General features: G+C 58.7%; 18 protein-coding genes. 8 read left to right on the plus strand and 10 right to left on the minus strand.

Annotated features, from left to right (window positions below):
- Nucleotides 1–225 precede the first annotated feature (225 nt).
- The gene (locus tag SH410x_RS04895) at nucleotides 226–4,014 is read left to right on the plus strand and encodes a CRTAC1 family protein (RefSeq protein WP_473675144.1); all 3,789 of its coding nucleotides are present in this window, start codon (nucleotides 226–228) and stop codon (nucleotides 4,012–4,014) included.
- Between the two features lie 451 nt (nucleotides 4,015–4,465).
- On the opposite strand, the gene SH410x_RS04900 is transcribed toward SH410x_RS04895, so the two are convergent.
- From SH410x_RS04900 to hpf, 6 genes are all read right to left on the minus strand, one after another.
- Nucleotides 4,466–6,070, minus strand: coding sequence for an Rne/Rng family ribonuclease (locus SH410x_RS04900; RefSeq protein ID WP_473675146.1), 1,605 nt, complete (start codon nucleotides 6,068–6,070; stop codon nucleotides 4,466–4,468).
- A 79-nt stretch (nucleotides 6,071–6,149) separates the two neighbouring features.
- The gene (locus SH410x_RS04905) at nucleotides 6,150–6,833 is read right to left on the minus strand and encodes a TIGR03936 family radical SAM-associated protein (protein WP_473675148.1); all 684 of its coding nucleotides are present in this window, start codon (nucleotides 6,831–6,833) and stop codon (nucleotides 6,150–6,152) included.
- A gap of 35 nt (nucleotides 6,834–6,868) precedes the next feature.
- Nucleotides 6,869–8,614 (minus strand): phosphoenolpyruvate--protein phosphotransferase, encoded by a 1,746-nt coding sequence (gene ptsP / locus SH410x_RS04910; protein ID WP_473675149.1) that lies wholly within the window; start codon nucleotides 8,612–8,614, stop codon nucleotides 6,869–6,871.
- Nucleotides 8,615–8,981: 367 nt separating this feature from the next.
- Nucleotides 8,982–9,293 (minus strand): HPr family phosphocarrier protein, encoded by a 312-nt coding sequence (locus tag SH410x_RS04915; RefSeq protein ID WP_473675151.1) that lies wholly within the window; start codon nucleotides 9,291–9,293, stop codon nucleotides 8,982–8,984.
- Between the two features lie 53 nt (nucleotides 9,294–9,346).
- A complete protein-coding gene (locus SH410x_RS04920) occupies nucleotides 9,347–9,826 on the minus strand; it encodes a PTS sugar transporter subunit IIA (protein WP_473675153.1) in 480 nt (159 codons plus the stop codon).
- Nucleotides 9,827–9,893: 67 nt separating this feature from the next.
- Nucleotides 9,894–10,238 carry a ribosome hibernation-promoting factor, HPF/YfiA family gene (gene hpf / locus SH410x_RS04925; RefSeq protein ID WP_473675155.1) on the minus strand — a complete coding sequence of 115 codons (345 nt, stop codon included), beginning with the start codon at nucleotides 10,236–10,238 and terminating at the stop codon, nucleotides 9,894–9,896.
- Between the two features lie 373 nt (nucleotides 10,239–10,611).
- On the opposite strand from hpf, the gene SH410x_RS04930 reads away from it, so the two are divergent.
- Together SH410x_RS04930 and SH410x_RS04935 are read left to right on the plus strand one after the other, a co-directional pair.
- Nucleotides 10,612–10,902 (plus strand): hypothetical protein, encoded by a 291-nt coding sequence (locus SH410x_RS04930; RefSeq protein WP_473675157.1) that lies wholly within the window; start codon nucleotides 10,612–10,614, stop codon nucleotides 10,900–10,902.
- Nucleotides 10,899–11,963 carry an agmatine deiminase family protein gene (locus SH410x_RS04935; protein WP_473675159.1) on the plus strand — a complete coding sequence of 355 codons (1,065 nt, stop codon included), beginning with the start codon at nucleotides 10,899–10,901 and terminating at the stop codon, nucleotides 11,961–11,963. The genes SH410x_RS04930 and SH410x_RS04935 overlap by 4 nt, the downstream gene beginning before the upstream one ends.
- 285 nt (nucleotides 11,964–12,248) lie before the next feature.
- Here SH410x_RS04935 and SH410x_RS04940 read toward each other — a convergent pair whose 3' ends face one another.
- The 4 genes from SH410x_RS04940 to SH410x_RS04955 all read right to left on the minus strand — a co-directional run bounded on the left by SH410x_RS04940 (nucleotide 12,249) and on the right by SH410x_RS04955 (nucleotide 18,424).
- Entirely contained in the window at nucleotides 12,249–12,767 is a 519-nt protein-coding gene (locus SH410x_RS04940; RefSeq protein WP_473675161.1) for a hypothetical protein, read from the minus strand.
- 128 nt (nucleotides 12,768–12,895) lie between these two features.
- A complete protein-coding gene (locus SH410x_RS04945) occupies nucleotides 12,896–16,084 on the minus strand; it encodes an efflux RND transporter permease subunit (RefSeq protein ID WP_473675163.1) in 3,189 nt (1,062 codons plus the stop codon).
- Nucleotides 16,084–17,586: an efflux RND transporter periplasmic adaptor subunit gene (locus SH410x_RS04950; protein WP_473675165.1), complete on the minus strand. Its 1,503-nt coding sequence runs from the start codon at nucleotides 17,584–17,586 to the stop codon at nucleotides 16,084–16,086. The genes SH410x_RS04945 and SH410x_RS04950 overlap by 1 nt, the downstream gene beginning before the upstream one ends.
- A gap of 238 nt (nucleotides 17,587–17,824) precedes the next feature.
- The gene (locus SH410x_RS04955) at nucleotides 17,825–18,424 is read right to left on the minus strand and encodes a hypothetical protein (RefSeq protein ID WP_473675166.1); all 600 of its coding nucleotides are present in this window, start codon (nucleotides 18,422–18,424) and stop codon (nucleotides 17,825–17,827) included.
- 161 nt (nucleotides 18,425–18,585) lie between these two features.
- On the opposite strand from SH410x_RS04955, the gene hemW reads away from it, so the two are divergent.
- The 5 genes from hemW (at nucleotide 18,586) to SH410x_RS04980 (ending at nucleotide 25,232) form a co-directional block, all read left to right on the plus strand.
- Nucleotides 18,586–19,812, plus strand: coding sequence for a radical SAM family heme chaperone HemW (gene hemW, locus SH410x_RS04960; protein ID WP_473677244.1), 1,227 nt, complete (start codon nucleotides 18,586–18,588; stop codon nucleotides 19,810–19,812).
- Nucleotides 19,766–21,958, plus strand: coding sequence for a methionine--tRNA ligase (metG, locus tag SH410x_RS04965; RefSeq protein WP_473675168.1), 2,193 nt, complete (start codon nucleotides 19,766–19,768; stop codon nucleotides 21,956–21,958). The genes hemW and metG overlap by 47 nt, the downstream gene beginning before the upstream one ends.
- 155 nt (nucleotides 21,959–22,113) lie before the next feature.
- The gene (locus SH410x_RS04970) at nucleotides 22,114–22,851 is read left to right on the plus strand and encodes a hypothetical protein (protein WP_473675170.1); all 738 of its coding nucleotides are present in this window, start codon (nucleotides 22,114–22,116) and stop codon (nucleotides 22,849–22,851) included.
- 31 nt (nucleotides 22,852–22,882) lie between these two features.
- Nucleotides 22,883–23,920, plus strand: coding sequence for a galactitol-1-phosphate 5-dehydrogenase (locus SH410x_RS04975; RefSeq protein ID WP_473675172.1), 1,038 nt, complete (start codon nucleotides 22,883–22,885; stop codon nucleotides 23,918–23,920).
- 256 nt (nucleotides 23,921–24,176) lie between these two features.
- Nucleotides 24,177–25,232: a linear amide C-N hydrolase gene (locus tag SH410x_RS04980; RefSeq protein WP_473675173.1), complete on the plus strand. Its 1,056-nt coding sequence runs from the start codon at nucleotides 24,177–24,179 to the stop codon at nucleotides 25,230–25,232.
- Nucleotides 25,233–25,518 lie beyond the last annotated feature (286 nt).

Raw genomic sequence — 25,518 nt, forward strand, 5'->3', positions numbered from 1 at the left:
CGTCTTCGCGGTTTTTGCGATTAAATAGTCCGGCGCGTCACGCTGTGGGGAAGCTCCGTGTCCGGTCGATGCCTGGCCGGGGGCAGGTGCCCGGCCGGGAGTGATGCCTGGCTCGGTTGGTGAACGCCGTTGGCGTAAAGAACCCAAACGCAATACAATCCACACTCCCAAAAGCGAAGCTTTTGAGCACGCTGGCACTCAACTCCGAACTGCTTCCCGGTTTCCATGAACGCTCCTTCCCCAGACGAAACGCACCATCCCGTGAAGTCCAGTTCGAACAGACTCGTGTTCCTGGTTGCAATCGCAGCGGTTGCATTGATCGCGATCGGTGCTTGGTTTCTATATGGACGCGGTGGCCGATCGCAAACTTCCCAGGATTCACCGGCGGCGTTGGCGCAACTTGAGCTGCTGCGGTCTGCTCTGGCAGCGACGGAAAACCTCGACATGCAGACTGCTGAGCAATCATGGTCGGCGCTGCACGAGCAGTCGCCTGAGGATGCTTCGATTGCACTCGACCGGGCGCTCAATCGTGTCCTGCTGGTCGACGACTTGGCCGCTCAAGCGAACAACCCAGCACTCGATGCGGCGGCCAAGAAGGCGGTCCGGGCGCAATTGCCTGCAGCCATCGCTGAGGCCCGCGCCGGCATCGAGGATGTTGCCCAAGTCGCAACGGACCAGGTCACCCCGCTGTGGTTGAGGACGCGTGTGGATATGCACGAAGCGGCGCTTCTGCCCGTATCGATGACCAAGAGTTTGCGTCGGGAAATTGCGCAGCGCTTGGTTACCGCGATCCAAGGTGAGCTTGGAAACGATCCACGCAGCATGGTCTGGGGCGGATCGCTCATCGAGGTCCTGCTGCAGATGGAAGACCCGATCGACGGATTGCCACAAGACATGCGAGCGACCGCGAGCAGCACGCTGGGCATGATCTCCGATCAGCATCCCGACAACCTGTTCTTTGCTCTGCGTGCGGCGCGGGTGAACATCGAGTCCAAGAATGACGATGCGGCTAAGTACGTCCAACGCAGCGCCGAGCTGACCCGTGCGATCGAGCCTTCATTGGCACGCGATATTCGTGCCCTCGGCGTGACGCCTGATCAACTCGTCGAAACGATCACGAACGCAATCGCCCGTGGAGAATGGGGCGCTGCCGACGCGAGCATGATGCAGTGGTTCAATGTGCTCAACGGGACCGAACTCGTCAAAACCGATCGCCGCCGCGCGGCACCCCACCCGCTCGATCGACTCAGTTTCGACACCCTCCGCCGAGTCTCCGCAGAACTCGAGGCCACCTCACCGATTGAGGAGGGAACTCAACCGGCCCGGTTTGCTGTGCATGAGTTGGCGACGCCTGAGAAAGTATCCATTATCCAAACAGTGGACTTTGATCTCGACCTGGATGTCGATCTCGTCACGCTCAGCCCCTCTGGGCGGATGCAACTCTGGCAGAACGACGGCGATGATTCATGGACGGACGCTGGCGAATTGTCGCTCGACATGCAGGCCACGGGAGTGATAGCGGCCGACCTGTTTGTCGTCGACAGCAGCAGCCCACAGCGACTGCGGAGCGGGCAAGCAACCGCCGGTCGGCACGATACGTTTCTGAACTTGCTCGTGTACGGGGACTCAGGCGTGAAGATTGTGCGAATCGATGGACGAACCGAAATGGGCGACGAGGATTCGCGTTTGGCCGTCGTGACTGAGGAAACCGGTCTGGAGGATGTCACGTCCGTCACGGCTGCTGTCGCAGGCGATTTGGAAGCCGATGGCGACCTGGATCTCGTACTGGCGACCGCGAACGATGGCGTGCGGATGTTCTGCAACCGCGGCAATCGGACCTTCTTTGAGCTGCCCGGCAGTGCGGATCGCTTTGCCGGTGACGCTCCCATCTCGGCGATGGCGATCGCGGACATTGACCGCGATCTCGACTTGGACATTATCACTGTGCAGGCACAGTCCGGGCAGGTCGGCATCCTTGAGAACCTCTTGCACCTGCAGTTTCGTGCTCGAAAGATCTCCGAGATCCCACCGGTGCCGGGCGCCTTCTCAGTCGCCGTCGAAGATGTGGACGCCAATGTTTCATGGGATTTGATCGTGAGCGGTCCAAACGACCATGCGATCGTCTTCTCGCAGACCGCCGATGCCGGCGTCTGGACCGTCGATCACATCGAGACGTCGCATGAAGCGTCCCCCGCTCGCGCCATTGCGGTTGCGGATATCGACAACGACTCGTGGCTGGAATTGATTCGCGGCACACCCGGCGAACTCACGATGTCGCGCATCGGACCGTGGGGATGTGGACCCTGGACCGCGATTCAGACTGACGCGGGACCAGCCGACGTCTCCGCGATCGTCCCGGGTGATTTCAGCGGTGATGGGACGATGGACCTGGCGGTGATCGATGATTCGCAGGCGGCGGTATGGGAGAATCGCATCGAGAATGTGGACCACTATCTCGACGTGCGTTTCAAAGGCATCGACGACAACGCCAGCGGCCGGGTCAATCACTTCGCCATTGGCAGTGTGCTCGAAGCTCGCTTTGGACCGCATTACCGCGCCCGGATCGTGACGTCGCCCTCGACACACTTCGGCATCGACGGATTCGATCAAGCCGACAGCATTCGCGCGATCTTGCCCAATGGACTGACACAAACCATCCGCAATCCGCCGGTGGATATGTTGGTCGAGGAAGAGCAAACGCTGAAAGGTTCGTGTCCCTATCTCTACGCTTTCGATGGCGAGACATTCCGCTTCGTGACAGACTGCCTGTGGGCGGCGCCGCTGGGGCTACAGGTCGCCGATGGGATCGTCGCCCAGGATCGACCTTGGGAGCATCTCAAAATCGACGGTCGGCACATCCAGCCGCGCGACGGCCGCTATGAGTTTCGCCTGACGGAAGAACTCTGGGAAGTGGCGTACTTCGACGAAGTCAAACTCACAGCCATCGATCACCCCGCGGATGTGGAGGTTTGGACGAACGAAAAGGTTGGCCCAGGCAACATCGCCACGCCGACCATTTTCGCATTCTCTGAATCCGACCGTCTGCGTCCCAAGCATGCGGTCGATACCACATCGGTTGACGTCACGGACAAACTCGCTGTCGTGGACCGCCACTTTGTGAAGGGCTTCGATCGTCGTCTGCGGCAAGGGTTGTGCCCGCCACACTGGATTGATCTCGACTTTGGCGATCTTGCCAGCCGAGTTGCCAAGCAGCAATCCGGTGATCGCGTGTATCTCGTTCTGACCGGCTGGATCCTGCCGACGGACACGTCACTGAATATCCAGATCGATCAAAACCCAGACCTGCCCGCGATCGAGTTTCCATCGGTATGGGTTCCCGATACGGAGGCCGAAGGTGGCTGGCGGAACGCTATCCCGTTCATCGGTTTTCCTGGTGGGAAAACGAAAACGATCGTCGTCGACGTCAGCGACGTTGTCACCCCCGATGATGCCCGGTTGCGAATTCGCACGTCCGCTCAAATTTACTGGGACGCTGCTGAACTCGTTGTGCAGCCAGCGGCAGGGGCCGAGTACACCGAGCAATCGCTCACACTGCTGTCCGCGTCAGTCGGTTTCCATGGTTTCTCTCGCGCCGTCCGCGAAGATTCCACTCATCCAGAGACGTATCAATACGATGACGTTTCGCTGCAACCACGGTGGCCGCCGCTGCGAGGACTGTTGACCCAGCACGGTGATTGCCTCGATTTACTACGCGACTGGGATGACGCGATGGTGGTCATCGGTGCGGGCGACGAGATTCGCCTGACCTTTGCCGAGCCCACTGAGACGCTCCCTGAGGGCTGGGTACGCGATTTTGTGATGCACAATGTCGGCTGGGACAAGGACGCGGACCTGAACACACTCGCGGGGCAACAGATCGGCCCGCTACCGTATCGCTCGATGACGTCTTATCCGCCCGGTCCCGATGAAACGGCCGCCAGCGAAGCTCGCCAGGCACTCAACGCCCATCATTTGCAACGCACGCAATCGTTCCGCGAGTTTTGGGCGCGCTAAGGCGTCGCGGCAGAATCAAGGGACGAGCGGGAGAGGCGCGGCCGAACGGTAGACGCTGAACCGGCAGATTCGTCGGCAGCGTGATGTCAGAATTGGTTAGAGAAAACACGCGAAGCGATTTTCTCTGCTGACGGGGGGATCTTCCCAGGCATCGCCTGTAGCGCGCCCGGTGTGATCCCGCGGGAGAAGCCTCTGAAACGGGGGAATCCGAATCGGCTGGGGGTGCGTCTTGCTCGCTATGCTGGCAAGACATTCACCCTCGGCGGTGTTGTTGTGCGCCGTTGGCGTCATGGCGACACCGCCTACCGGCTGAGCGACAGCGGGACAATAAATCGCGTTGAATCAAGAGTAGCTAACGTCGCCAGGCGGTGGAATCCACGTCCTGGCGAACGTAGCTACTTGGGGCATTCATTCGCGTTCGCTGAGCATATCGGCTGGGGTTGCCAGCAGACTATGAATCGATTTCGACGCGTTCTCCGTGGGTGTCACGGCAATCGACTTCGAGGTGCTCGGGGAACAATCCTTCGCTGCCGAGGATCTGAACGGTCATGTTGCCAGTGTCCTCCATGTCAGACATGGCGCGGCGTTTCTTGTTGTTCAGGAACGCGGCGACGGCATCATTAACACGGACGGTGACACGAACGATGTGCTTGTTCTTGACGGCGAGGGCAAGCGTGCGAACGACTTCGATCGACATGCTCTCGGGTGTCTTGACGAGTCCGCGGCCTTTGCAGCATGGGCAATCTTGATAGATGCTCCGCTTGAGGCTTGGACGGATCCGTTGCCGCGTCATCTCAATGAGTCCAAACGGACTGGTGCGGAGAATCTTGGTGCGGGCACGATCTTTGGCCATTGCGTCTCGCAAGACACGCTCGACTTTACGGCGATAGCTTTCCTTCCGCATGTCAATGAAGTCATTGACGATCACGCCACCGAGGTCACGCAGGCGAAGTTGCCGAGCGATCTCCTTGGCTGCAGACAGGTTTAAGCGGAACGCATTTTCATCCGCAGACGCCTTGCCGCGGAAGTTGCCGCTGTTGACGTCGATAGCCACGAGTGCTTCGGTAGGATCGATGACAATTGAGCCGCCGTCCTTGAGCTGGACCTGGCGTTGGTTGATTTTAACAATCTCTTCCTCGAGATTGTATTTGTGGAACAGCGGCACTTCGCCATCGTAGAGTTTCAAGCGATCGACGACTCGCGGCATCACGCTTTTAAGAAAGTCGCGAGCTTTGTTGAAGGACTCTTCTTCGTCGATCAGGATGTGATCGATGTCATCGCTATAAATGTCACGAATCGTGCGAATGATCAGATCGCTCTCTTCGTAGATTTCCCCTGGCTCGGTGGTCGTTTCGATCCGACGGGCGATCGCTTTCCACAATCGCAACAGGTAGTCCATGTCACGGTGCAGTTCGTCTTCGCTGCGACCGGCACCGGCGGTACGGACGATGAACCCGAGTCCCTTGGGGGGATTGCAGGCGTGGAGCGCTTTCTTGAGCCGTTTCCGGTCGTCTTCGTCTTCGATTTTACGGCTGACGCCGACCCGCGAGAGTGCGGGCATCAGCACGAGATAGCGGCCGGGGATGGAGATATAGGTCGAGAGGGTAGGCCCTTTGTTGCCGATGCCTTCCTTGATGACTTGGACGAGAACTTCGTCGCCGCGCTTGAAGATTTCTTGGATGGGTGGTTTGATGCGGGGGCGACCGCCTTTGTAGACACGCGAGTTGCCGCGTCCACTTTCGCGATTTCGGGCGGCCGAAGCGGCAGCCATTTCATCCGATTCCCGCATGATCTCTTCGGGATCGTAGCCACCTTGGCGAAAGTACTGAGGCTCGACATCGCTGATGTGGAGGAATCCATTGCGTCCGACACCAAAGTCGACGAAGGCCGCTTGGATACTGGGTTCGAGATTAACGATTTTGCCGCGGTAAATATTCCCTGCATATGCCTCGACGCTTTTGCGTTCGACGTAAAGTTCCTCGAGTACGTTGTCCTCCACCACCGCAATGCGGCATTCTTCAGGCTGGAGCACATTGATTAGCATTTCACGCTTCATGATATTTCACCAAAATGGGATTTTAAAAATCGGCTGAATACGGACAATCCCTCCGAGGGAGACCGCATGGACGCCGAAGTTACGAGTGTTCTAGTTCGCCCTGAAGAATCATACCGGTGCGAATCAACGTCGCACCTCTTTCGGGCCAATCGCTCAAACCGAGCAGATTGAGGATGTCTTGGATTTTTAACGACGCCCCCTCTCCGGTCACGATGCGAGCGACGAGTTGATTGGGTTGGAGATCGAGAATGGGGATGTTCGTCGCCACACATGCGACGACGGTCTTCCCCTTCCGCTCGATCGAAACGGTGTCTTGTTGCCGCATGCGTTGAATCGCCGCAGCGATGCGAGTTGCCTCGGCATCATCGAAGTCGTCGGGCAATGTGACGCGGTAGTCCATGGCGGCGAGTTGCGATTTCCCGTCGGCCAAGTCGACTTGCGTAACGCTGTTGATCGTCAGCCCCGGTTGGTCATCGATCTGCAATCGCTGCAATAACTGAGCGGCAGGCCAGTCTTCACTGAGTTCGAGATCGAGCACCTCATCGAGACTCTCGACCCCGAGTGATAGAGCCGAGGGAAACTGCATCCGCGGCTTCGGATGGAAGCCTTCGGTCATTGAGAAAGGGAGTTCGGCCCGACGACCGATCCGCTCCCACAAATTGGCCAGGTCGCGGTGGCTGATCCAACGCAGCAATCCGGTCTTGGCGAACCGAACTCGATAGCGATACCGGGGCGTTCCGACAGGCTGCAGGTTCGGCGACACGTTGCTGCTGGTTCTGGGATTTCGCCGTGTGCGGTTCATTGCATCACCAATTCAGGCACCAAGTCCGCGAGTCTGTCCATCAGATACAAATCCACATCGCGCGCGGATTCCAGCTTGCTGACCCGTTCGGCGAACCCTTGGCACTGCTCGATCGAAACGCTGCGGATCGCTTTCTTGACCCGTGGGAGTGCCGATGGCGGGACGCTCAGATTGCGAACGCCCATCCCGAGCAGCAGTAACGCACGGGCCGGGTTGCTGCTCATTTCGCCGCACACGCTGATCGGGGTGTGCGTTTCTGCGGCAATATCAATGCTCGCCTGAATCAGTCGCAACACGGCTGGATCGCTGGATTGGTAGAGATCCGCGACGGATTCGTTGGAGCGATCGACGGCCAGTGTGTACTGTGCCAGATCGTTGGTGCCGATACTGAAAAAGTCGACTTCGGCGGCGAAGCGTTCCAGCATGATGACGGCCGCGGGCACCTCCACCATCATGCCCACTGGCAGATCGCTGCGGTAGGGAATGCCCGCTTCCTTCAGGTCCTCAGCGACCACGTTGAGCAACATCCGAGCTTGGCGAAGCTCACCGATTGTCGTCACGAGCGGAAACATCACCCGCACGTCACCGAGCATGGCGGCCCGCAGGACGGCGCGAAGTTGCGGCCGGAAGAGGTCGAGGTTGCGGAGTGACAGGCGGATGCTGCGAAGCCCCAGGAACGGATTGTTCTCGGCATGAGCACGCTTGCCGTGACCCATCTTGTCCGCGCCCAAATCGAGCGTGCGAATCACCACCGGTCGTCCACCCATCTGCGAGATCACCTCCGCGTAGGCGGCGTAGTGATCTTCTTCGGTGGGTTCCTCTTCCGACGACAGGTATAAAAACTCGGTACGGTAGAGACCGATGCCATCGGCTCCACGCTGCAAGCAGGACGCGGTTTCGTAGGGGAACTCGATGTTCGCGTTAAGTGAAATTCGCACGCCATCACTGGTCTCGGCAGGCAACTGGCTCTGCTCGGCCAAGCGGAGGGCGAGAGTTCGCCGATCCTCCGCTCGCTGCTGATAGCTGGCGAGAACCTCGTCCGTCGGATCGATGATCAGTCGTCCCCGATCACCATCGACGATCACGCAACCGGCGCCCGCGATCACCGGCAGGAACTCGCCGATGCCGACCACAGCAGGAATTTCCAGGCCTTTGGCAACGATCGCGGTATGGCCTCCCGGGCCACCGATCTCGGTACAGAATCCCTTGACGAACTCCCGATTGAGTGACGCTGTTTCGCTCGGCGTGAGCATCCGTGAGAGCACGATGACGGGCTCTGTCAGTTCCATCAAAGGCTGTTGAGTGACCGCACCGAGCTGCATTAGCAACTGCCGTTCGATGTCCAGAACGTCTTGAGCCCGGTCGGCGAGAAATGGGTTCTCCAGCCGCTGTAGCGCCGTGGCATAGTTATGCAGCACGCCACTGACGGCGAACGCTGCGGACTGGTGGTCTTCCCGGATGCGTTTTTGCAGCTCGCTGTGCAGTCGCGGATCGTGCAGCATCTGCAGTTGGGCGGCGAAGATATCGCCCGTTTGGCTACCCGCGGTCGCGGTGGTATCCAGCCGGCTTTGTTCGAGCCGTTGGGAGACGACGTCGACTGCCGCGTGCAGACGCGCGAACTCACCCTCGACATCGGAAGCCGGGACGATGCACCGTGGGATTCGATAACCATCGGAGTCGAGCACCAGGGCCGACGCAATGGCCACGCCCGGTGAAACGGGAATGCCTTGTAGTTCCAGCATCGCGGTGGATGCATGTCTATTTCCTTCCTGATGTCCGCCGCCGACTGGTCCTATGGATAGAGCAAGCGGGGGGGGCGGTGACATCGACAACGAGTCATCCGTTTGAATTGCTTTGTATGCACACTCGTGGCACGACTTGGTCACGCTCATCGATGTCAACGCAGCGGTGGGCGGAGGCTAACCTCCGCGAACGGCCCTGTTGCATGAGGAAACAAACAGCATCATCTGATCTCTTGAAAAATAAGTTGGTATGGATCGCTGCAACGCAGCGAATAGACTCGCCATCACATCCCGGCAGGTCAGCCCGGGGCGATTGGAAAAGATTGGTATGGTTGTGTTCTTGCGACTGCCAGACGCATCGATCGCCTCAAGGAGACGGCTGGCCATTCTCGTGAAATCCTTGCTCGAACAGTTCGCAGATCGCCGCCAACGCGTGTTCAGCGTCCTGTCCCTGAGCGGTGAGTTTTAGTTCGGTCCCCGCGGTCGCCCCCAGCGTCAATAGCGACAGAATGCTGCGGCAATCGACTTGCTCAGCCCCTTTCTGAATCATAATCGTCGACTCGAAACCGTCCGCGCACCGCACCAGCAGATCAGCCGGGCGGGCGTGCAGGCCCTGCGGATTTGTCACGTGGACAGTGCATTCGAGCGGAGGCAGGTTATTGAGCGGCGGCTGGTTCATGGGGTTAGTTCATGGGTGCACCGAGGGTGTCTTGGCGGGCATCACCGACGGATTTAACCGGCGGCAAACTGATTGTCGTCGGCTTCTTGCAAGAGCTGCTGGATATCGTCAGCGGTTTTGCTCTGCTTGAGGAAGCGACAAAACGATTCGTCACGCAGTTGCCGCGAGATGTTTTCCAATGCTCGCAGGTGATCGCCGGGACGCTCAGGAGGACTGATCAGCAGAAAGAAGAGCTGAACTCGTTCACCGTCGAGTGAATCGAAATCGACACCCGCTTCACTCACCCCGACTGTCCCCACAAGCTCCGCGACGCTGGGGTGCTTCGTGTGGGGAACCGCCACGCCGCGCCCGATGCCGGTGCTGCCGAGTTCCTCGCGTTTCATGATCGCCGCGATAATGTCATCACGCTGGTCGGCCGCGATTTCACCCGCTTCCAGCAGCGACTCGACGAGTTCATTGATCACAGCCTCTTTGGTGGTGGACTGCAGGTTGGCGCGAATTGCGCCTTTCTTGACAAAGTCAGAAAACTTCATAGCAACGGTATGTCTGAAATGGGTGGTAAAAAGTGCTTAAAAAAGTGAGCGAAACGGCTGTTTCGCTTCACTCGTCGTCGCTCATCGGAGCGGATTCGACGTGCTTATGTGCCGCCGAGCGGTTACCCGTCTTACGATCTTTGAGCCGCCTTAGCTGCTGCTCAACCTTCGGGATCGCATTATCCAATGCGGCAATCACGTTGCTCGCCTCCGCGCGAGCGATGCAGTCTTCGGCATGCTCAGCAGAAACGTTGATTTCGACGACAGGCTTGTCCAATTGTTTCAAATCAATCGTGACCTCGATCGCATTGATCCGGTCATAGAGTCGCCGAAGTTTGATCGCCTTTTCCTCAATCAGTTCCTGGTCACCAGGCTGAAGAGAGCCGTGGCGGGCTGAAACATTCACTTGCATGTTCAAACTCGTGTTAGGGAGAGAAGCCGCTCGTCGTGGTGTCTGGTGTTTTGCGTGTTTCGGGCATTTGTTTCCGGTAGCCGTTCCCGCTGTCCGACCGCGCTGAAATTTGAGAATACCACTCACCGCGATGGGGAGCATATAGCCTAGCTGAATCGAACGCTGCCGAATAGCGATCCTTGGGCTCATTTTCTCAACGCAAGCCAAAAAACAACAGCTGACGAGCGAAGTTCTGGGGTCGGCCCCACTTTTCTGGACTGCGTCCCCATGACAGGAACGAGTCAACGCGATAATCTGCCTTGAGCAAATTTTGTCCCAGCCCCGTGATTTTTTAGCAAAACCACTCCCCCTCTAACCCCTACAGCTGAGATTTATGGCTCGGAAGGTCGTCAATCGGCAGGAAAAAGCAGCCGAAGCAGATGCTGCTGAAAAGCTGGCAGCCGAGGTTAAGCGTAAGAAAACCTCCAAACGCAAAACCAAGAAAGCCGCCGCCGATATGCGGTTGCGGCTCTACTGGGGTGTCTTTAGCCAGAATCTCAAACGGGTAGCCGTTTTTGAATTTGACCAGCGTGACGAAGCCGCCAAGCGTGCCGAGGAACTAAGTAAAGGCGGGAAATCCCCGCACTTTATCCAGAAGGTCAAAGAAGAGATCAGACCTGAGTGAGTCTTTCGCGACGTTTTCCCGCCCAATGGGAACCGTGCGCTGCGGTATGGCTCGCCTGGCCGCATAATCTGGAGACCTGGCCAGGTCATTTTGACGGTATTCCAGAGGCCTTCGCCACCTTCGCGGTGGCGATCGCCGAATCGACACCGGTCCGGATTCTGGCCAGCGACGAGCTGGTGGAGTCTTGCCAACGCATCATCATGAAAACTCGTGATGCTCTCGGGCACGGCGATGCGCTCTGCGAAATCAAGACGGTAAACATCGCGACGGACGATTGTTGGATCCGTGATTTCGGCCCCACTTTTGTCCATGAGGACGGCGGTGTGCTCGCAGTGAACTGGCATTTCAATGCGTGGGGCGGAAAGTACGCCCCTCATGACCTTGATCAAGCCGCCGGACGGAAGATTGCCTTCGCCGCCGGTCTGCGCTGTCTCGATGCAAAACTTACCCTCGAAGGGGGGGCTCTGGAGACCGATGGAGCCGGGCGACTGCTCGTGCATTCGGCCTGCGTTTTGGATGAGGCCCGCAACCCAGGGTTGTCGCAGCAAGAAATCGCTCAGCGATTCAATCAGTATCTCGGGGTCGACGAAATCGCCTGGATCGACGGTGGGTTGATTCCCGGAGACGACACCGATGGACACATCGACCAACTCGCACGGTTCCTCGACCGCGAAAATATCGTGGCTGCGGTGGCCGAAGACGAGGGAGACCCCTGCGCCGCGGCGCTGCAGGCCAATTTCAGTCAGCTCCGTCTATGGGGCCAGCAAACCAGCCCAAACGTGCGGATTCACCGCTTGCCGGTCCCGCCGCCGCGAACCATCGACGGCCATCCGGTCCCGCAGAGCTACTGCAATTTCCTGAGACTCGGCCCTGATCGCATCCTAGTGCCAACCTTTGCCCAGCCGCGCAGTGACGAGCGGGCGATCCAAATACTCAGGGATCTGTGCCCCGGTGTGGAGATCCAAGGTGTCCCCTGCGAAAAGATCGCCTGGGGGCTTGGTGCTCTCCACTGCGCGAGCTGCCATCAACCCGCCCCACTCACGCAGGTGCGTGGCAGTTAGCACGCAGGTGCGTGGCAGTTAGCACGCAGGTGCGTGGCAGTTAGCACGCAGGTGCGAGGCAGTTAGGAACGAGCGGAAAATAAGTGGCCGAACGCTCCGCGCTCGGAATGGTCGACCGCGGAGCGTTCGACCACAATTTCAGGCAGTCATTTTCCGCTCGTTTCTGAGCGGCGTGTTGGTTTCATGAGCCGAGTCGCGTGAGCGGCCGGGCCGCTCGATTTCCCCGATGCCTGACAGCATTCGGCTCACGATTGCCGGTCGAATCTCGACGACATCAACCGCCTGTTAGTGATCGTGATCATGTCCTTCGTGGTCATGGTCATGCTCGATCTCACCTTGATAGGACGTGCCCGCGATCGTCAGGCTCAACTTGGGCGCCGCCGATGCATCATCCAGGTGCCCAACCAGCTCGGCATCTTTCGTCATGAAACGTGATGACTGACCCGCTGGGTCACTGGCGTCGGGGCTGGCCGCCAGGGTGAATTGCCTGGGAGCACCGCCATGCACCAGGTTGATGGTGAGGCTCTCGGCATCGATCGGCACCAGCTTTTCTGCACTGGACCCCAGTACATAAACGGTGACGGAATCAGCGTCATGGACCACTTCGGCGTGATATTCTTCGTCACCGAGTTCCACGAGGGTGCCGTGGTGAGGGCCTTCGTGCGGATGATCGTGGTCGTGGGTGTCGCCCGCTGCCGCCGATGGATCGGCTGCCGAGTCCGCAGTGGGCTTCGGTCCGCAACCAGAAAAGACGAGGGAGCAGGCCGCAAGGCAGACGATGCAGGAGTGTTGGAAGGTACGCATGGGGTTCTCTGTAGTTAAGAGGGTAAACGTCGAGTTGAGTTAGAAATGAAGGTGGAGTGTGTCGGCAGATGTGCTACGCGGTCATTGCGGTCCTCCTCGCGGGGCATGGGATTGGGGATCGTCGGTTTTCAATCGACTAGCTCAACTTCGCTGGTCGAGTCGCTCACGACTGCCGCTGCCGACTTCATTCCAAACAGATAGAAGAGCGCGGGGTGAACAAAGAAATCGAGCGCCGTGGAACTGATCAGGCCACCCAATATCACCGTCGCGACGGGATACAAGATTTCCTTGCCGGCTTCCCCCGACGCGAGTACCAGCGGGACCAAGCCAATGCCGGAAGTGAGCGCGGTCATCAACACGGGAGCGAGCCTTTCCAGGCCTGCCCTGACGATCATTGAAGTGGTGAACTGCTCGCCTTCGTGTTGCACCAGATGCAGATAGTGCTGCAGCAACAGAATGCCGTTTCGCGAGGCGATCCCGGCGAGCGAAATGAAGCCAACCATGGCCGCGATCGTGAGCGTTTGTCCGGTCAACACGAGCGCGGCGACCGAACCGATGAACGCCATCGGCAGTGCCGCCATGACTTGTAGCGACAAGTTCACACTGCGAAAGAGGGTGAAGAGAACCAGGAACACGCCCACCATCGCGACGGCGAACAAAGCTGAAATCACGCGACTCGCGGACTTTTGGCTTTGGAACTGGCCGCCGTACTCGACAAAATAGCCGGACGGCAGCGTGGCGATGATCGGCTGGATCGCCGTTTGAATCTCCTTGACGACGTCGACGACGCCGCGATCGGCAACATTGCACTGGATCACAACCCGGCGCCGGACATTTTCGCGTTTGACCGTGTTGGGGCCACTGGCTTTGTAAACTTTGGCCAGCCCTGAGAGTGGGAGCGTGCCGCCTTCGGGTAGCTGAATCGACAGCCGTTTGAGTTCCTCGATGTCCTCGCGATAGTTCTCTTTCATTCGCACGACGAGGTCGAACGTTCGCATCCCGTCGAGGACTTGCGAGACGACACGGCCGTTCATGGCCGTTTGCACGTACTCGTTGAGTACCGAGGTGCTCAGTCCATAACGCAGCAACTGGTCACGATCCCACTCGATGCGAAGCTGGGGCACGAGAGCTTGAGGTTCGAGCAGCGCATCGGTCACCCCCGGAATCTGTTGCATTTTCGCTTTGACCGCCTCCGCCTTCTGACGCAGGAGGTCCAGGTCGTCACCATAGATTTTGATACCGACCTGCGCCTTCACTCCCGAGAGCATGTGCGAGATCAGGTGCGCGATGGGTTGCTCGACGGCTGTCACGATATCGGGAATCTCGCTCATCGCATCGCGAATCTCGGCGAGTTGTTCCTCACGCGATCGCGGCGAAGCGGGATCGAGTTCGATGATCATCTCGGACATGTTCACGCCCTCGGCGTGTTCGTCCAGTTCGGCTCGCCCGGTCCGCCGCGCGAATCGCTGCACATCTTCGATCTGCATCAGCGACTTTTCGACCGTACCGGCGATCCGATCCGACTCGGCCAGCGAGGTCCCCGGCGGCAGGACCACGTTCAGCTGGATCGTGCCTTCGTTAAACGGCGGCAGGAAATCTTTCTCTAAACGCGACGCGAAAATGGCGGCAATCGCTACCATCAATAGGGTCATGCCGAGATTGAATCGCGGGAACGTGAGGCTGAAGCGGATGATCTTGTCCCCTACCCACTTCAAACCACGCAGCACAATTCCATCTTGGTCATGCCCACTGCCCTTGCTCAAACCGAGTAGCCAGTACGACAGTACCGGCGTGACGGTCAGCGAAACGAGCAAAGAGGAAAGGATCGAAACGATGTACGCGACGCCGAGCGGTGCGAACAGCTTCCCCTCCATCCCGCCGAGCGCAAACAAGGGCAGGAAGGCTAAGACCACGATCATGGTGCCGAAGACAATCGAGCGACGCACCTCCGTGCTGGCGCGATAGACCACCAGCAGCGGATTCAACGGGCTGCCAGCGGCACGATTCTCCTTCAGACGACGGAAAATATTCTCCACATCCACGATCGCATCATCGACCAGTTCTCCCATCGCAACGGCGATTCCGCCGAGCGTCATGGTGTTGATCGACAGGCCGAATACGGCAAATACGATCGACGTCATCACCAGTGAGAGCGGGATTGCCGTGAGTGTGATGAAGGTCGTTCGTAGGTTCAGCAGAAACAGGAACAGCACGATGACCACGAGAATCCCGCCGTCACGCAGCGCCTCAACCACATTTTCGATCGCGCGATCAATGAACGACTTCTGGGAATAAACCGTCGACAACTGGGTCCCTGGTGGAAGTGTGGAACGCAGCTCCTCGATCGCTTGCAAAACATCGTCGGTGACCGCCCGTGTATCCGCCCCCGGTTGCTTGTTAATCGTCAACACCACGGCAGGGCCACCGGCCCATTCAGAGGCAGGGGAATCGGCGTCCGATGATGAGGCGCGGGTGCGGACGAATGCCGAGCTATCACCGCGTTTCACCTGAGCACCTTCGACGACGTTGGCGACTTGCGATAGCAATACCGGGCGTCCGTTGCGGATGGTGACGGGCACTTTTTTGAGATCGTCAATGCTCTGGATGCGTCCGAGCGCTCGAACGAGCAGTTCATTGGGGCCTTGGCGATCGAGATAGCCACCGGTCCCGTTTTCGTTGCTGCCGGTGACCGCTTTATCAATCTCTTCGAGCGTGACGCCGAACCGCAACATCGCATCGGGATCGACCAAAACCTGGAACTGTTTCCGCTCGCCGCCCATCGTGAAGACTTGGGATACACCGGGGATCGTCAGCAGTCGCTGCCGCACCACCCAATCCGCGGCGGTGCGAATTTCCATCGGACTGACGTCGGGGTCATCGCTCCACATGCCCAGCATCAGAATCTGGCCCATGATCGAGGAGATCGGCGCCAGTTGCGGTGTGATCCCTTCAGGGATCCGGTCCTGGACCATCTGCATGCGTTCAGCGACGATTTGACGATCGGTATATACGTCGGTGCCGTATTCGAACTCGACATAGATCACCGAGATGCCGACGCCGGAGGAACTGCGAACCGCTTCGACGCCATTGGCGCCATTCATCGTGGTTTCAATCGGGAACGTGATCAACGACTCGACTTCCTCCGGAGCCATTCCCGGTGCTTCGGTCATGATCACGACACGCGGTCGGTTCAGGTCGGGGAACACATCAATCGGCATCACCATCGCCTGCCACGTCCCGGCACCGACCAGGAACAGGGCGATCGCGATCACGAGCAAACGTTGATGCAATGAAAATCGGATAATAGCGTTGAGCATCAGTGATTATGTCCCGCGTGAGGGTCGACGGCGCCGCCAGATTTGTTCGTGATCGCCATCTGCATGCGATGAGCGGACTTCATGGCGACGACATCGCCGGGGTAGATCGATCCATCGTTGGCGATCACCACGGAGTTCTGATCTCGGTAGCGAACGTGGACGGGCACGCGGGAGAAGTTGCGGCCGTTTTGCAGGAACACGAACCAGTCCGCACCCGACTCAACGACGGCGTCGACGGGCAGCACGATCTGTTGATCCCATTGTTCCACCGGCACGCGCAGTTCCAGTCGTTGGCCGACGCGATACTTCCACGCGAGGAACCGTTGCCCGTCGTCATTGGTCTCGTCACGGAGGATCTCGTTGGGCAGTTCGACAAAGAGCGACAGGGTGCGTGAGAGCAGGTCGATCGAGTTCGAAACGTACGCGAGCTTCAATCCATCAACGATCGTTTGCCCCGAGGAACTGCTAAATACCGCGTCCACACTCCAGCCTCGCTCGGCAGCGTCGGAGATCGCTGCGACATCCGTCTCAAACGCCTTGCCTTCGATAAACAATTGGCTGTAGTCGGATAGGGAACAGAGCCTTTCGCCGGCCACAATCGCTTGGCCTTTGTGGATGAGAAGGTCATCAATCACGAGCGGATCATGCCCCGGATCGTCTTGAGCGGCCGTTAGCGTTGAGAGTGGCGGTAGCTGCGAGAACGAGACCGTTCGTCGGGTGGAGATCTGGGTGAGTTGCAGTTCGTCATCGTGTTCGTGTGTGTCCACGTCGGGAGCAACAATTTTCAAGTTGTGCAGCAACTTCCCATTCTCGCCAATCTCTTCCACCTGACGTTCGTTGAGCCCGTGCATCCGCAAGGCTTCCCGTTGCGACTTGGCGAACGCTTCGAGCTTCTCTTTTGCATAGCGGCGTTCCAATAACAGCTTGCCCGATACCGCTCCGGAACGAGTGACATCTTCTAGCCTCGCGATCTCACGGTCTTCGACCTCGATCTCACTGATCGTTTTCAGATACGAGGTCTGCGTCTCGACCAGATCTTCGTAGGTCAGCCGCACTTCAAAGAGCAGTTCCCCCGGCATAACGGCTTCGCCAGTGACGGCGTGGACGTGTGTGATCACACCGTTGAGCGGCGAAGAGACGACGATCGAGGAACGCCCCGGTTTGGGGACAATGATCGCCGGTACAGTGATCGACCTACGATAGGTGGACAATTCCACCGGGCGTAGGAACTCCTCCGTCAGCCCCAGATTCCGGCGTGCTTGAGGAGACAGTACCAATGTCTCTGTTGCCGCGACCTCAGCGGCATGATCATGTCCGGCATGGTCATCTTGCTCGCCATGGTCGGCTGCTGCCCCGCCACGCTGTGACGCGAGTGTCGCGTCGACCCAGCTCGACAGAGTTGGCCACCATGTCGAATAGGTTGTCACAGCAACAACCATCACAATCAGGCCGCCAGCGATACGGATCGCCGGCCACGGAATCTTGGAGAGGTTTGGACTCATGGCTCGAACTCAGTAGAGATTGGACAGCGGAACGAAGAGTCTTCGGCGCGAATACGTCGGCTTTCGGCACGAACGCGTCGGCTTGCTCAGCGCAGCGAAGAACTCGGATGCGAACAATGTGTGATTCTCTTGCAAAGCACAAAACGCTCGATGCGAGCAGACACGGGGCCGCTCGGAAACGACGCATCACCCAGCGATTGCGAGCTGCTGTGAAATTAGAGAATGGCGCGAAAGAGGCTCAAATCTGCCAAGATTGCAGATTGGCACAGCGCTGCGATGACGACTCGATCGGCAGGCCGATCGCCTGGTCCACATCGCTCCACTCCATGCGGGCGCAGGTCAATGAACACCGATCGATGTCGACCGGCATGACATGCCTGACTGGGATACTCAGGAATCCGTTGAGCGGATTGGCATCCCTGGGAACAAAACTGCAGCTGGCTTCATCACACTCGTGAGCATGCTCGCAGGGGCCATTGCATACGGAGTTGACCGATAGGGTGGGCAGTTCGGTTGCATGAAGCGACTCGCCGCCATGCCCGTTGTGCTCATGCTCGTTGTGCTCATGCTCAGCGGCTTGGCGACTCGACGGGTCCGAGTGCTGAACACAGCACTCGACGTCCGCATCGACGTCAACATACTCGCCGTGATGGTGACAGTCATCCTCACCCATCGCGTGCGAGTGATGCCAGCAGCAACCCAACACCGCATGTGCGGTAAACGCGATCAGCGTCAATCGTTGGAGAAACCGGGCAATCACCGAGTTCATGTCCTTGCAAAGGTGTCCGAAGGGGTATTCATCTTTCCCCAATGTTACGATCGGGTCAAGTGGAAACATTTCTTAACCCAAACCCCCATCATCTTGACAGCAAATTCGCGAGGCACGAACCTGCGAGGATGGAACAACCGTGCGACCCTCATTCCCCGTTGGCCGATACTCCGCCAGCGGCGGATCCATCGCCAGCGGCGGGCACCCCGCCAGCGGCGGGCACCCCGCCAGTGGCGGATGCACCGCCAGGCGGCTGGCCGGTGCCGCTGTCCTTGTACCTGCACGTCCCGTTCTGCCGCCACCGGTGCGGATACTGCAATTTCAGCGTGCTGGCCGGACGCGATGACTTGCAAGATCGATTCGTCGACGCCATCGAAATCGAGTTGGAGGAAATCCAAAAGCAGCAGGCTCGTCGGATGGCGGGAGGTGGGGAGTTGGCTACTGACGAGGGGCGGGGCCGGCGGGCGACCATGGCGCCGATCGAGCTGGACACATTGTACTTGGGCGGGGGCACGCCGACGGAGCTCACGCCACCGCGTCTGCAGCGATTGTTTGCGATCTTGTCTGAACGCGTTTCGCTGTCTGAGGGAGCTGAGTTCACCTGCGAGGCCAACCCGGAGGACCTCACGGCCGACACCCTGTCGCGACTGGTCGACGGCGGCGTGAATCGGCTCAGTCTCGGGGTGCAATCCTTCCACGATACGAAACTGAACACGCTGCAACGCAGCCACACGGGCGACCAAGCGATCGCAGCGGTGCGGCGCGCCAGTGACCGAATCGAAAACATTTCAATTGATTTGATTTTTGCCGCCCCCGGCGAGACACTCGTGGACTGGCGGCGGGATCTCGAGACCGCCACGGAGCTGCCGATCAAGCATCTCTCTACCTATTCGTTGACATACGAAAAAGGCACCGAGTTTTGGTCGCGCCGCCGGCGTGGGACCCTGCAACCGGTCAGTGAGGATACGGATATTGAAATGTATCGCGCGACGCGGCAAATCCTCGCTGGGGCGGGTTTTCAGCACTACGAGATCAGTAGTTTTGCGAAGCCAGGGTCGCGCAGTCGCCATAATTCGGTGTACTGGAATGGCTACGGCTGGTACGCCGTCGGCCCCTCAGCGGCCCGGTTCGTCGGCGGCCAACGCGATGTGAATCATCGCAGCCCCACCACGTATCTCAAACAGATCCTCGCTTCGGGGACCGCGATCGCTGATCGGGAATCCATTTCGCTGGACCAGCACGCCCGCGAGCTTGCTGCATTCGGGATCCGCCAGATCGACGGTATCGATTTGCGAGACATCGAGCGGCGGGTTGGCTACGATTTCGCCGCCACGATTGAAGATGTCATCGAGCGGTTTGTTCATACGGAGACGCTTATTCGCCAGGGCGACCATATCCGATTGACCGAACATGGCCTGTTATTCGCCGACATGGTCGAGTCACAAATACTGGGCTGATTTTGCCCGTCCTGGTCGATTCGCAGCGACTTTGCAAGAATGCTGGCGCCGGACCCTCTGTTTTTCAACCGCCCTGTTTGCTGAGACTGCGTTACCGCTCATGTCGCGTCGCCTACTCGTTACCGCTGCGTTACCCTACGCCAATGGCCCCATCCATATCGGCCATCTCGTCGAGTATTTGCAAACGGATATTTGGGTTCGTTTTCAAAAACTCCGAGGTCATCGCTGTCTGTACATCTGTGCCGACGACACGCACGGCACCGCGATCATGATCCGGGCGCGTAAGGAAGGCCGCAGTGAACTCGAACTGATCGCTGAAATGAGCGAGTCGCACCAGCGTGACTTCGCCGGCTTCGGAATCGAGTTCGATAATTACGGCAGCACCCACAGCGACGAAAACCGAACGATCTGTGGCGAGTTTTGGCAGGCGCTCCGGTCGCAGGACTTGGTCACCGAGAAAACCGTTGAGCAGCTCTTTGATCCGGAAGCGGAAACGTTTTTGGCCGATCGCTTCGTTCGCGGCACGTGTCCGAAGTGTGGTCGAAAAGACCAGGCCGGTGACAACTGCACCTGCGGCCACACCTACGCTCCCACCGATTTGATCGATCCGGTCAGCACGCTCAGCGGCGCCACCCCAGTGCTCAAGGAGTCCGCCCACCTCTTCGTGCAACTGGAGAAACTGCATGGTTTTCTCAGTGATTGGGTCAAGACCTCGGGAGCGTTGCAAAGCGAAACGGCAAATTATCTGCAAGGACACTTTCTCGCCGATGAATTGCGGGATTGGGACGTCAGTCGTCCGGCACCCTACTTCGGATTCGAGATCCCCGATTCGCCGGGCAACTACTGGTACGTGTGGTTTGACGCGCCGATCGGGTACATCGCCAGCACGCAGCAGTGGTGCCATCGTCACGGTGAAAATCTCGCCGATTGGTGGAAGAGCGACGACTGTGAAATCCATCACTTCATCGGCAAAGACATCACGTATTTCCACACGCTGTTTTGGCCTGGCATGCTCAAGACGGCGGGCTACGCGTTGCCCACGAAGGTCCATATCCACGGCTTCCTCAACGTCAATGGCATGAAAATGTCCAAGCGTGACGGCACGCTGATCAAAGCGGAGACGTTCCTCAAGCACATTGACCCGAATGCCCTGCGTTATTTCTACGCTTCCAAACTTTCGTCTCGTGTCGAAGACCTCGATTTGTCGATCTCAGAATTCGTAGACAAAGTCAACTCCGACTTGGTCGGCAAGGTCGTCAATCTAGCGAGTCGGGTTGGCAAGTTTGCCAATCGCACGGGGCTGTCTGAAACCTATCCCGACGATGGCGGGCTGTTCACCAAGGCGGCGGCTCAGGGCGAGGCGATCGCTGCGGCCTACGAGCAGTGCGAATATTCCAAAGCGATGCGGCTGATCATGGAACTCGCCGATGCGGCCAACCCGTTCGTCGAACATGCCCGGCCCTGGGAAATGAATAAAGACGCGGACCGGCAGGACGAACTGCGTGACGTTTGCACGGTCGCTCTGAACCTGTTCCGCCAACTCGCCGTCTATCTCAGCCCGGTACTGCCATCATTGGCCGCGGCCTGTGGCGAGCTGTTGGGCGACAAAATCGTTTCCTGGGACCAGAGCCAAACACCGCTGGTGGGCTCAGGCGTCGGAAAATTCACTCGTATGATGGACCGTGTTCAAACAGAGGATTTAGAAAAGATGATCGAAGAAAGCAAAGCCGAAGCGGCCGCAGAAACGGATGTCGCCGCTGCACCCGCAGCGACCTTCCACGACAGCGACCAACCGCTCAAGGACGAACCGCTCGCCGAAGAAATTACGATCGATGATTTCATGAAGGTGGACTTGCGTGTTGCCCGTGTGCTCGCCGCTGAGCAGGTGCCGGAAGCCAACAAGCTACTGAAGCTCACCCTGGGGCTCGGGGGTGATGAAACACGCCAGGTCTTTGCGGGCATCAAGGCCGCGTATGACCCCGACCAGCTCGTCGGCCGCATGGTCGTGATGGTCGCCAACCTGAAGCCCCGCAAAATGCGTTTCGGCATGAGCGAAGGCATGGTCGCTGCCGCCGGCCCCGGAGGCCCCGACGTGTTCGTACTGGGCGTCGACGAAGGTGCGTTGCCCGGACAACGGGTGCACTAAGCGCCCCGTCGCTCGGTTCCCCTAGCCGATCGCCCCTACGCGGTCTCCCCGCTTCCCTCCCGCCCAGACGTGAGGGGCGGCGGGGGCGATTTCCGTCGTCGAAATAGGATTTTGAACAAGATCCACTCCCGTCGCAATTCAACCCCGCAGATCACGTGAATTCACCGCCCACTCACATCGCGATCATCCACTGCCACTTTGAGCCCGGCGATGTCACCGACGCGGTGCGCGAGCATGTCGAGTGCCTGCGAACGAGCGGCGACGATCAGATCGGCAAGATCGTGCTGCTGTCCGGCAATCGCGTCGCAGGCCTGAATGATCCGGCGTTTGATCTGGCTGAGGCAATTCAGATTCGCGATCTCGATCACGACGCTAGCGACGAATCATCCCCCAGCCAACCCGCTGGTGGACTTAAGGGATTTCGCCGAGCAGCCTCTGGCCAAGCATCGTTGGACGGCCACAATCTCTTTGAGCGAGTCGTTTCTGCCCTGCGGCGAGCTGGACTGCAGCCGGAGGATTCGATCATCCATTGGCACAATCACAGTCTCGGCAAGAATGCTGCCGCTCCTTTTGTGGTCTCGCATCTCGCCCATACGGGATGGCGGTTGCTGTTGCAGATCCACGACCTCGATGCTGATCAAAAACCGAGGAACATCCGGCACCTGCTCACCCAGACCGGAGCCACGCGGGCGACGACGCTCGACGCGATCCGGTATCCCGTTCACGAAAATATTGCGTACACGAGCCCGATTGCGACAGATCAAGATCCGCCTGCTCAATACGCTATCATGACCTCGTACGTGGCCACGATCCCCAGCATCGTGCGTGTACCACCGAGTGACCCGGCGAGTCGCCAAGCGGCGGTGGACGAAGTGTTGCGCAAGACCCATTGAACCAAGCCTCCCATTCAAATCGAGATTAAGCATGAAAGCGCTCCTGCTCACCGAATACAAAAAGATGCAGCACACCGACGTGGACGAACCCATCGTTGGTGAGGATGACGTGTTGATTCAAGTCGAAGCGTGCGGAATCTGCGGTAGTGACATCCATGGATACGACGGCAGTACCGGCCGCCGGATCCCGCCATTGGTCATGGGCCATGAGGCGGCAGGCACGGTCGTCGCCTGCGGCAGCAACGTAACGGACCTGCCCGCGGGAGCACGCGTCACGTTCGATTCGATGGTCTCGTGCGGTCAATGTCACTTCTGCCGCGATGGCCACCAAAATCTGTGCGACAACCGTATGGTGCTCGGTGTGTCCTGCGGCGACTATCGACGCCACGGTGCGTTCGCGCAGCGGATCTCGGTGCCGCGGCGAATCGTTTACGAGTTGCCTGAAACACTGTCGTTCGAGCACGCTGCATTGGTGGAGGCGGTGAGCGTCGCCGTTCACGCCGCCGCCGTCACGCCGATTCGACTCGGTGACACCGCCGTCGTCGTCGGCGCGGGCATGATCGGACTGCTAGCCCTGCAAGCCGCCCGGGCCGCTGGGGCGACACGCGTGATCGCTGTCGATCTCAACGACAAACGACTCGAGACCGCCCGCCAACTCGGGGCAACGGATGTTCTGCGTGGCGATCAAGTCGATGTGCCCGCAGCGATTCGCGATATGACGAATGGACGTGGTGCGGATGTCGCTTTCGAAGTTGTCGGTGCGACACCAACGATCAAGACGGCGATCGAGTCGGTACGCAAAGGCGGCTCAGTGACCTTGATCGGCAACGTCGCGCCAACGATTGAACTGCCACTGCAGTCGGTCGTTACCCGTGAGATCCGACTGCAAGGCACCTGCGGCTGCAACGGCGAATATCCCCAGTGCATCGACTTGATGAACCGTGGCGTGATCAACGTCGAACCGCTGATCACCGCAAAAATTTCACTCGCCGACGGCCCCAAGTGGTTTGAACGTCTCTACGCCGGCGATCCCGAGCAAATGAAAGTCGTGATCTGCCCAAACGAGTGAGTTTGGAAATTGCATTTTCCTAAACGAACCTTGCCCGCGAGATGATTGACGCGGGGGGGCGTCGTCGCGATGCCCTCAATCGTCTGTGGTTGTTGACGCGTGCACGGATCCACTCGAATCGAGCTCCCGTCCACGCCTTTCGGCCATCCCGCAGTGAAAGAAAATACTGGAAGCCAGCCCGCAGAACGGATATGCTCGGGTGCGGTGTGCCAATGGTTCGTTTCAAATGGGTGTCCGAGGAGATGAGCGAAATTCAATGACAAACAAGCTAGGCATTGTGTTGGCGCTGTTGAGCGCGATCGTTTCTGTCGTCATTCCCCATCCGCTCGGTGCCTGCACCGTCATGCGGATTCAGCGCGGCGAGCAAATCGTCGTGGCCCGTAATCATGATTGGGGTACTGGTGGTGGTTTGCTGCTCGTCAATCCACGCGGTATCGACAAAACCGCCATCACCCCCGTCCATCCCAAACAATGGGTGTCGCAGCACGGCAGCGTTTCGTTTGCTCAGTTTGGGCGGGAGCTCTCCTTTGCTGGCATGAACGAGCGAGGGCTCACCGTGGACCTACTGCAGTTGCGAGCCGCCGTGTTTCCGCAAGCCGATGCGGAGATACCATCGGTCAACGTCGTGCAGTGGGTGCAATACCAGCTCGATGTGTCCGCCACCGTTGCCGATGTGGTCGCGAGCCTCGATCAGATCAATCCGATGCCGTTCCTGGCGAATCTTGAAAAAGTCCACTACTTCGTGACCGACACCAGCGGCGACGTCGCGGTCATCGAGTACCTCGATGGCGAGCCACATGTGCACCGCGGTAGCGATGTCGTCTGTGCGCTCGCCAATTCGACATGGCAGGATTCCACCCGCGCCGTCACCGACAACAGTGCCAACAACGGCAGCGAACTTCGTTTCATGCGTGCCTCGGCGCTCGCGGCGAATGCGGAAAAGCAAAAAACCGATGTTGATCTCATCCAGTACGCGTTCGCTGCCTTGAACCGTGTTGTCCAGAACCACACGCAGTGGAATTTGGTTTATCAGCCCGCATCGCTGCGGATCCATTTCGCCACGCGGCTCGCACCCCAACGACGGTGGATCGATTTTGCCGATTTGGATTTCAACGAAGGTGCCGAAGTACTGTGTCTCGACATCAACGCGGACCTTTCGGGAGATGTGCGAGAGCATCTCGAACCGTTTACCAATGAAGCCAACCGTCTGATCATCAATGATGCCTTCGATGCTGGCCCAGCGGGGTTCATGCGCGAGACAGTCAAAGGCATGGTGCTCAGCTATGGCGAGACGTTGCGTCCTGTACCCTAGCAGGTGCGTCTCGCTGTGCCTTCGGCCTGCCCCTGCGCCAGCGGACCTGAGTCGGTCGTGCGATGAGTCCTGGCTCGCCTCCGTGAATACCGCCCACTGCGGGGGCTCTCGCCCCTTCTGTCCGTCGAGTTTAGGCGCGGTGCTCGTACTCGATCGACCGTTGGTTGCAAGCCAACGCACACGCCCCATCTCAATGAGCGCGAGTACGGTTTGCTAGGATGGTTGAAGGCGATTTCAGAGAAGAACCGATTTTTTAAATCCACTGCTGCTCATCCTCATTTGCCCT

The organism is Rhodopirellula sp. SH410, assembly GCF_055811895.1.

Coding starts and splice junctions, on each gene's coding strand:
- SH410x_RS04950 (WP_473675165.1), bottom strand. CDS start 17,586: ATGAGTCCAAACCTCTCCAAGATTCCGTGGCCGGCGATCCGTATCGCT.
- metG (WP_473675168.1), top strand. CDS start 19,766: ATGGCCTGTTATTCGCCGACATGGTCGAGTCACAAATACTGGGCTGAT.
- SH410x_RS04975 (WP_473675172.1), top strand. CDS start 22,883: ATGAAAGCGCTCCTGCTCACCGAATACAAAAAGATGCAGCACACCGAC.
- SH410x_RS04900 (WP_473675146.1), bottom strand. CDS start 6,070: ATGAAGCGTGAAATGCTAATCAATGTGCTCCAGCCTGAAGAATGCCGC.
- hpf (WP_473675155.1), bottom strand. CDS start 10,238: ATGCAAGTGAATGTTTCAGCCCGCCACGGCTCTCTTCAGCCTGGTGAC.
- SH410x_RS04955 (WP_473675166.1), bottom strand. CDS start 18,424: ATGTTTCCACTTGACCCGATCGTAACATTGGGGAAAGATGAATACCCC.
- SH410x_RS04920 (WP_473675153.1), bottom strand. CDS start 9,826: ATGAAGTTTTCTGACTTTGTCAAGAAAGGCGCAATTCGCGCCAACCTG.
- SH410x_RS04945 (WP_473675163.1), bottom strand. CDS start 16,084: ATGCTCAACGCTATTATCCGATTTTCATTGCATCAACGTTTGCTCGTG.
- SH410x_RS04980 (WP_473675173.1), top strand. CDS start 24,177: ATGACAAACAAGCTAGGCATTGTGTTGGCGCTGTTGAGCGCGATCGTT.
- SH410x_RS04940 (WP_473675161.1), bottom strand. CDS start 12,767: ATGCGTACCTTCCAACACTCCTGCATCGTCTGCCTTGCGGCCTGCTCC.
- SH410x_RS04930 (WP_473675157.1), top strand. CDS start 10,612: ATGGCTCGGAAGGTCGTCAATCGGCAGGAAAAAGCAGCCGAAGCAGAT.
- SH410x_RS04895 (WP_473675144.1), top strand. CDS start 226: ATGAACGCTCCTTCCCCAGACGAAACGCACCATCCCGTGAAGTCCAGT.
- ptsP (WP_473675149.1), bottom strand. CDS start 8,614: ATGCTGGAACTACAAGGCATTCCCGTTTCACCGGGCGTGGCCATTGCG.
- SH410x_RS04915 (WP_473675151.1), bottom strand. CDS start 9,293: ATGAACCAGCCGCCGCTCAATAACCTGCCTCCGCTCGAATGCACTGTC.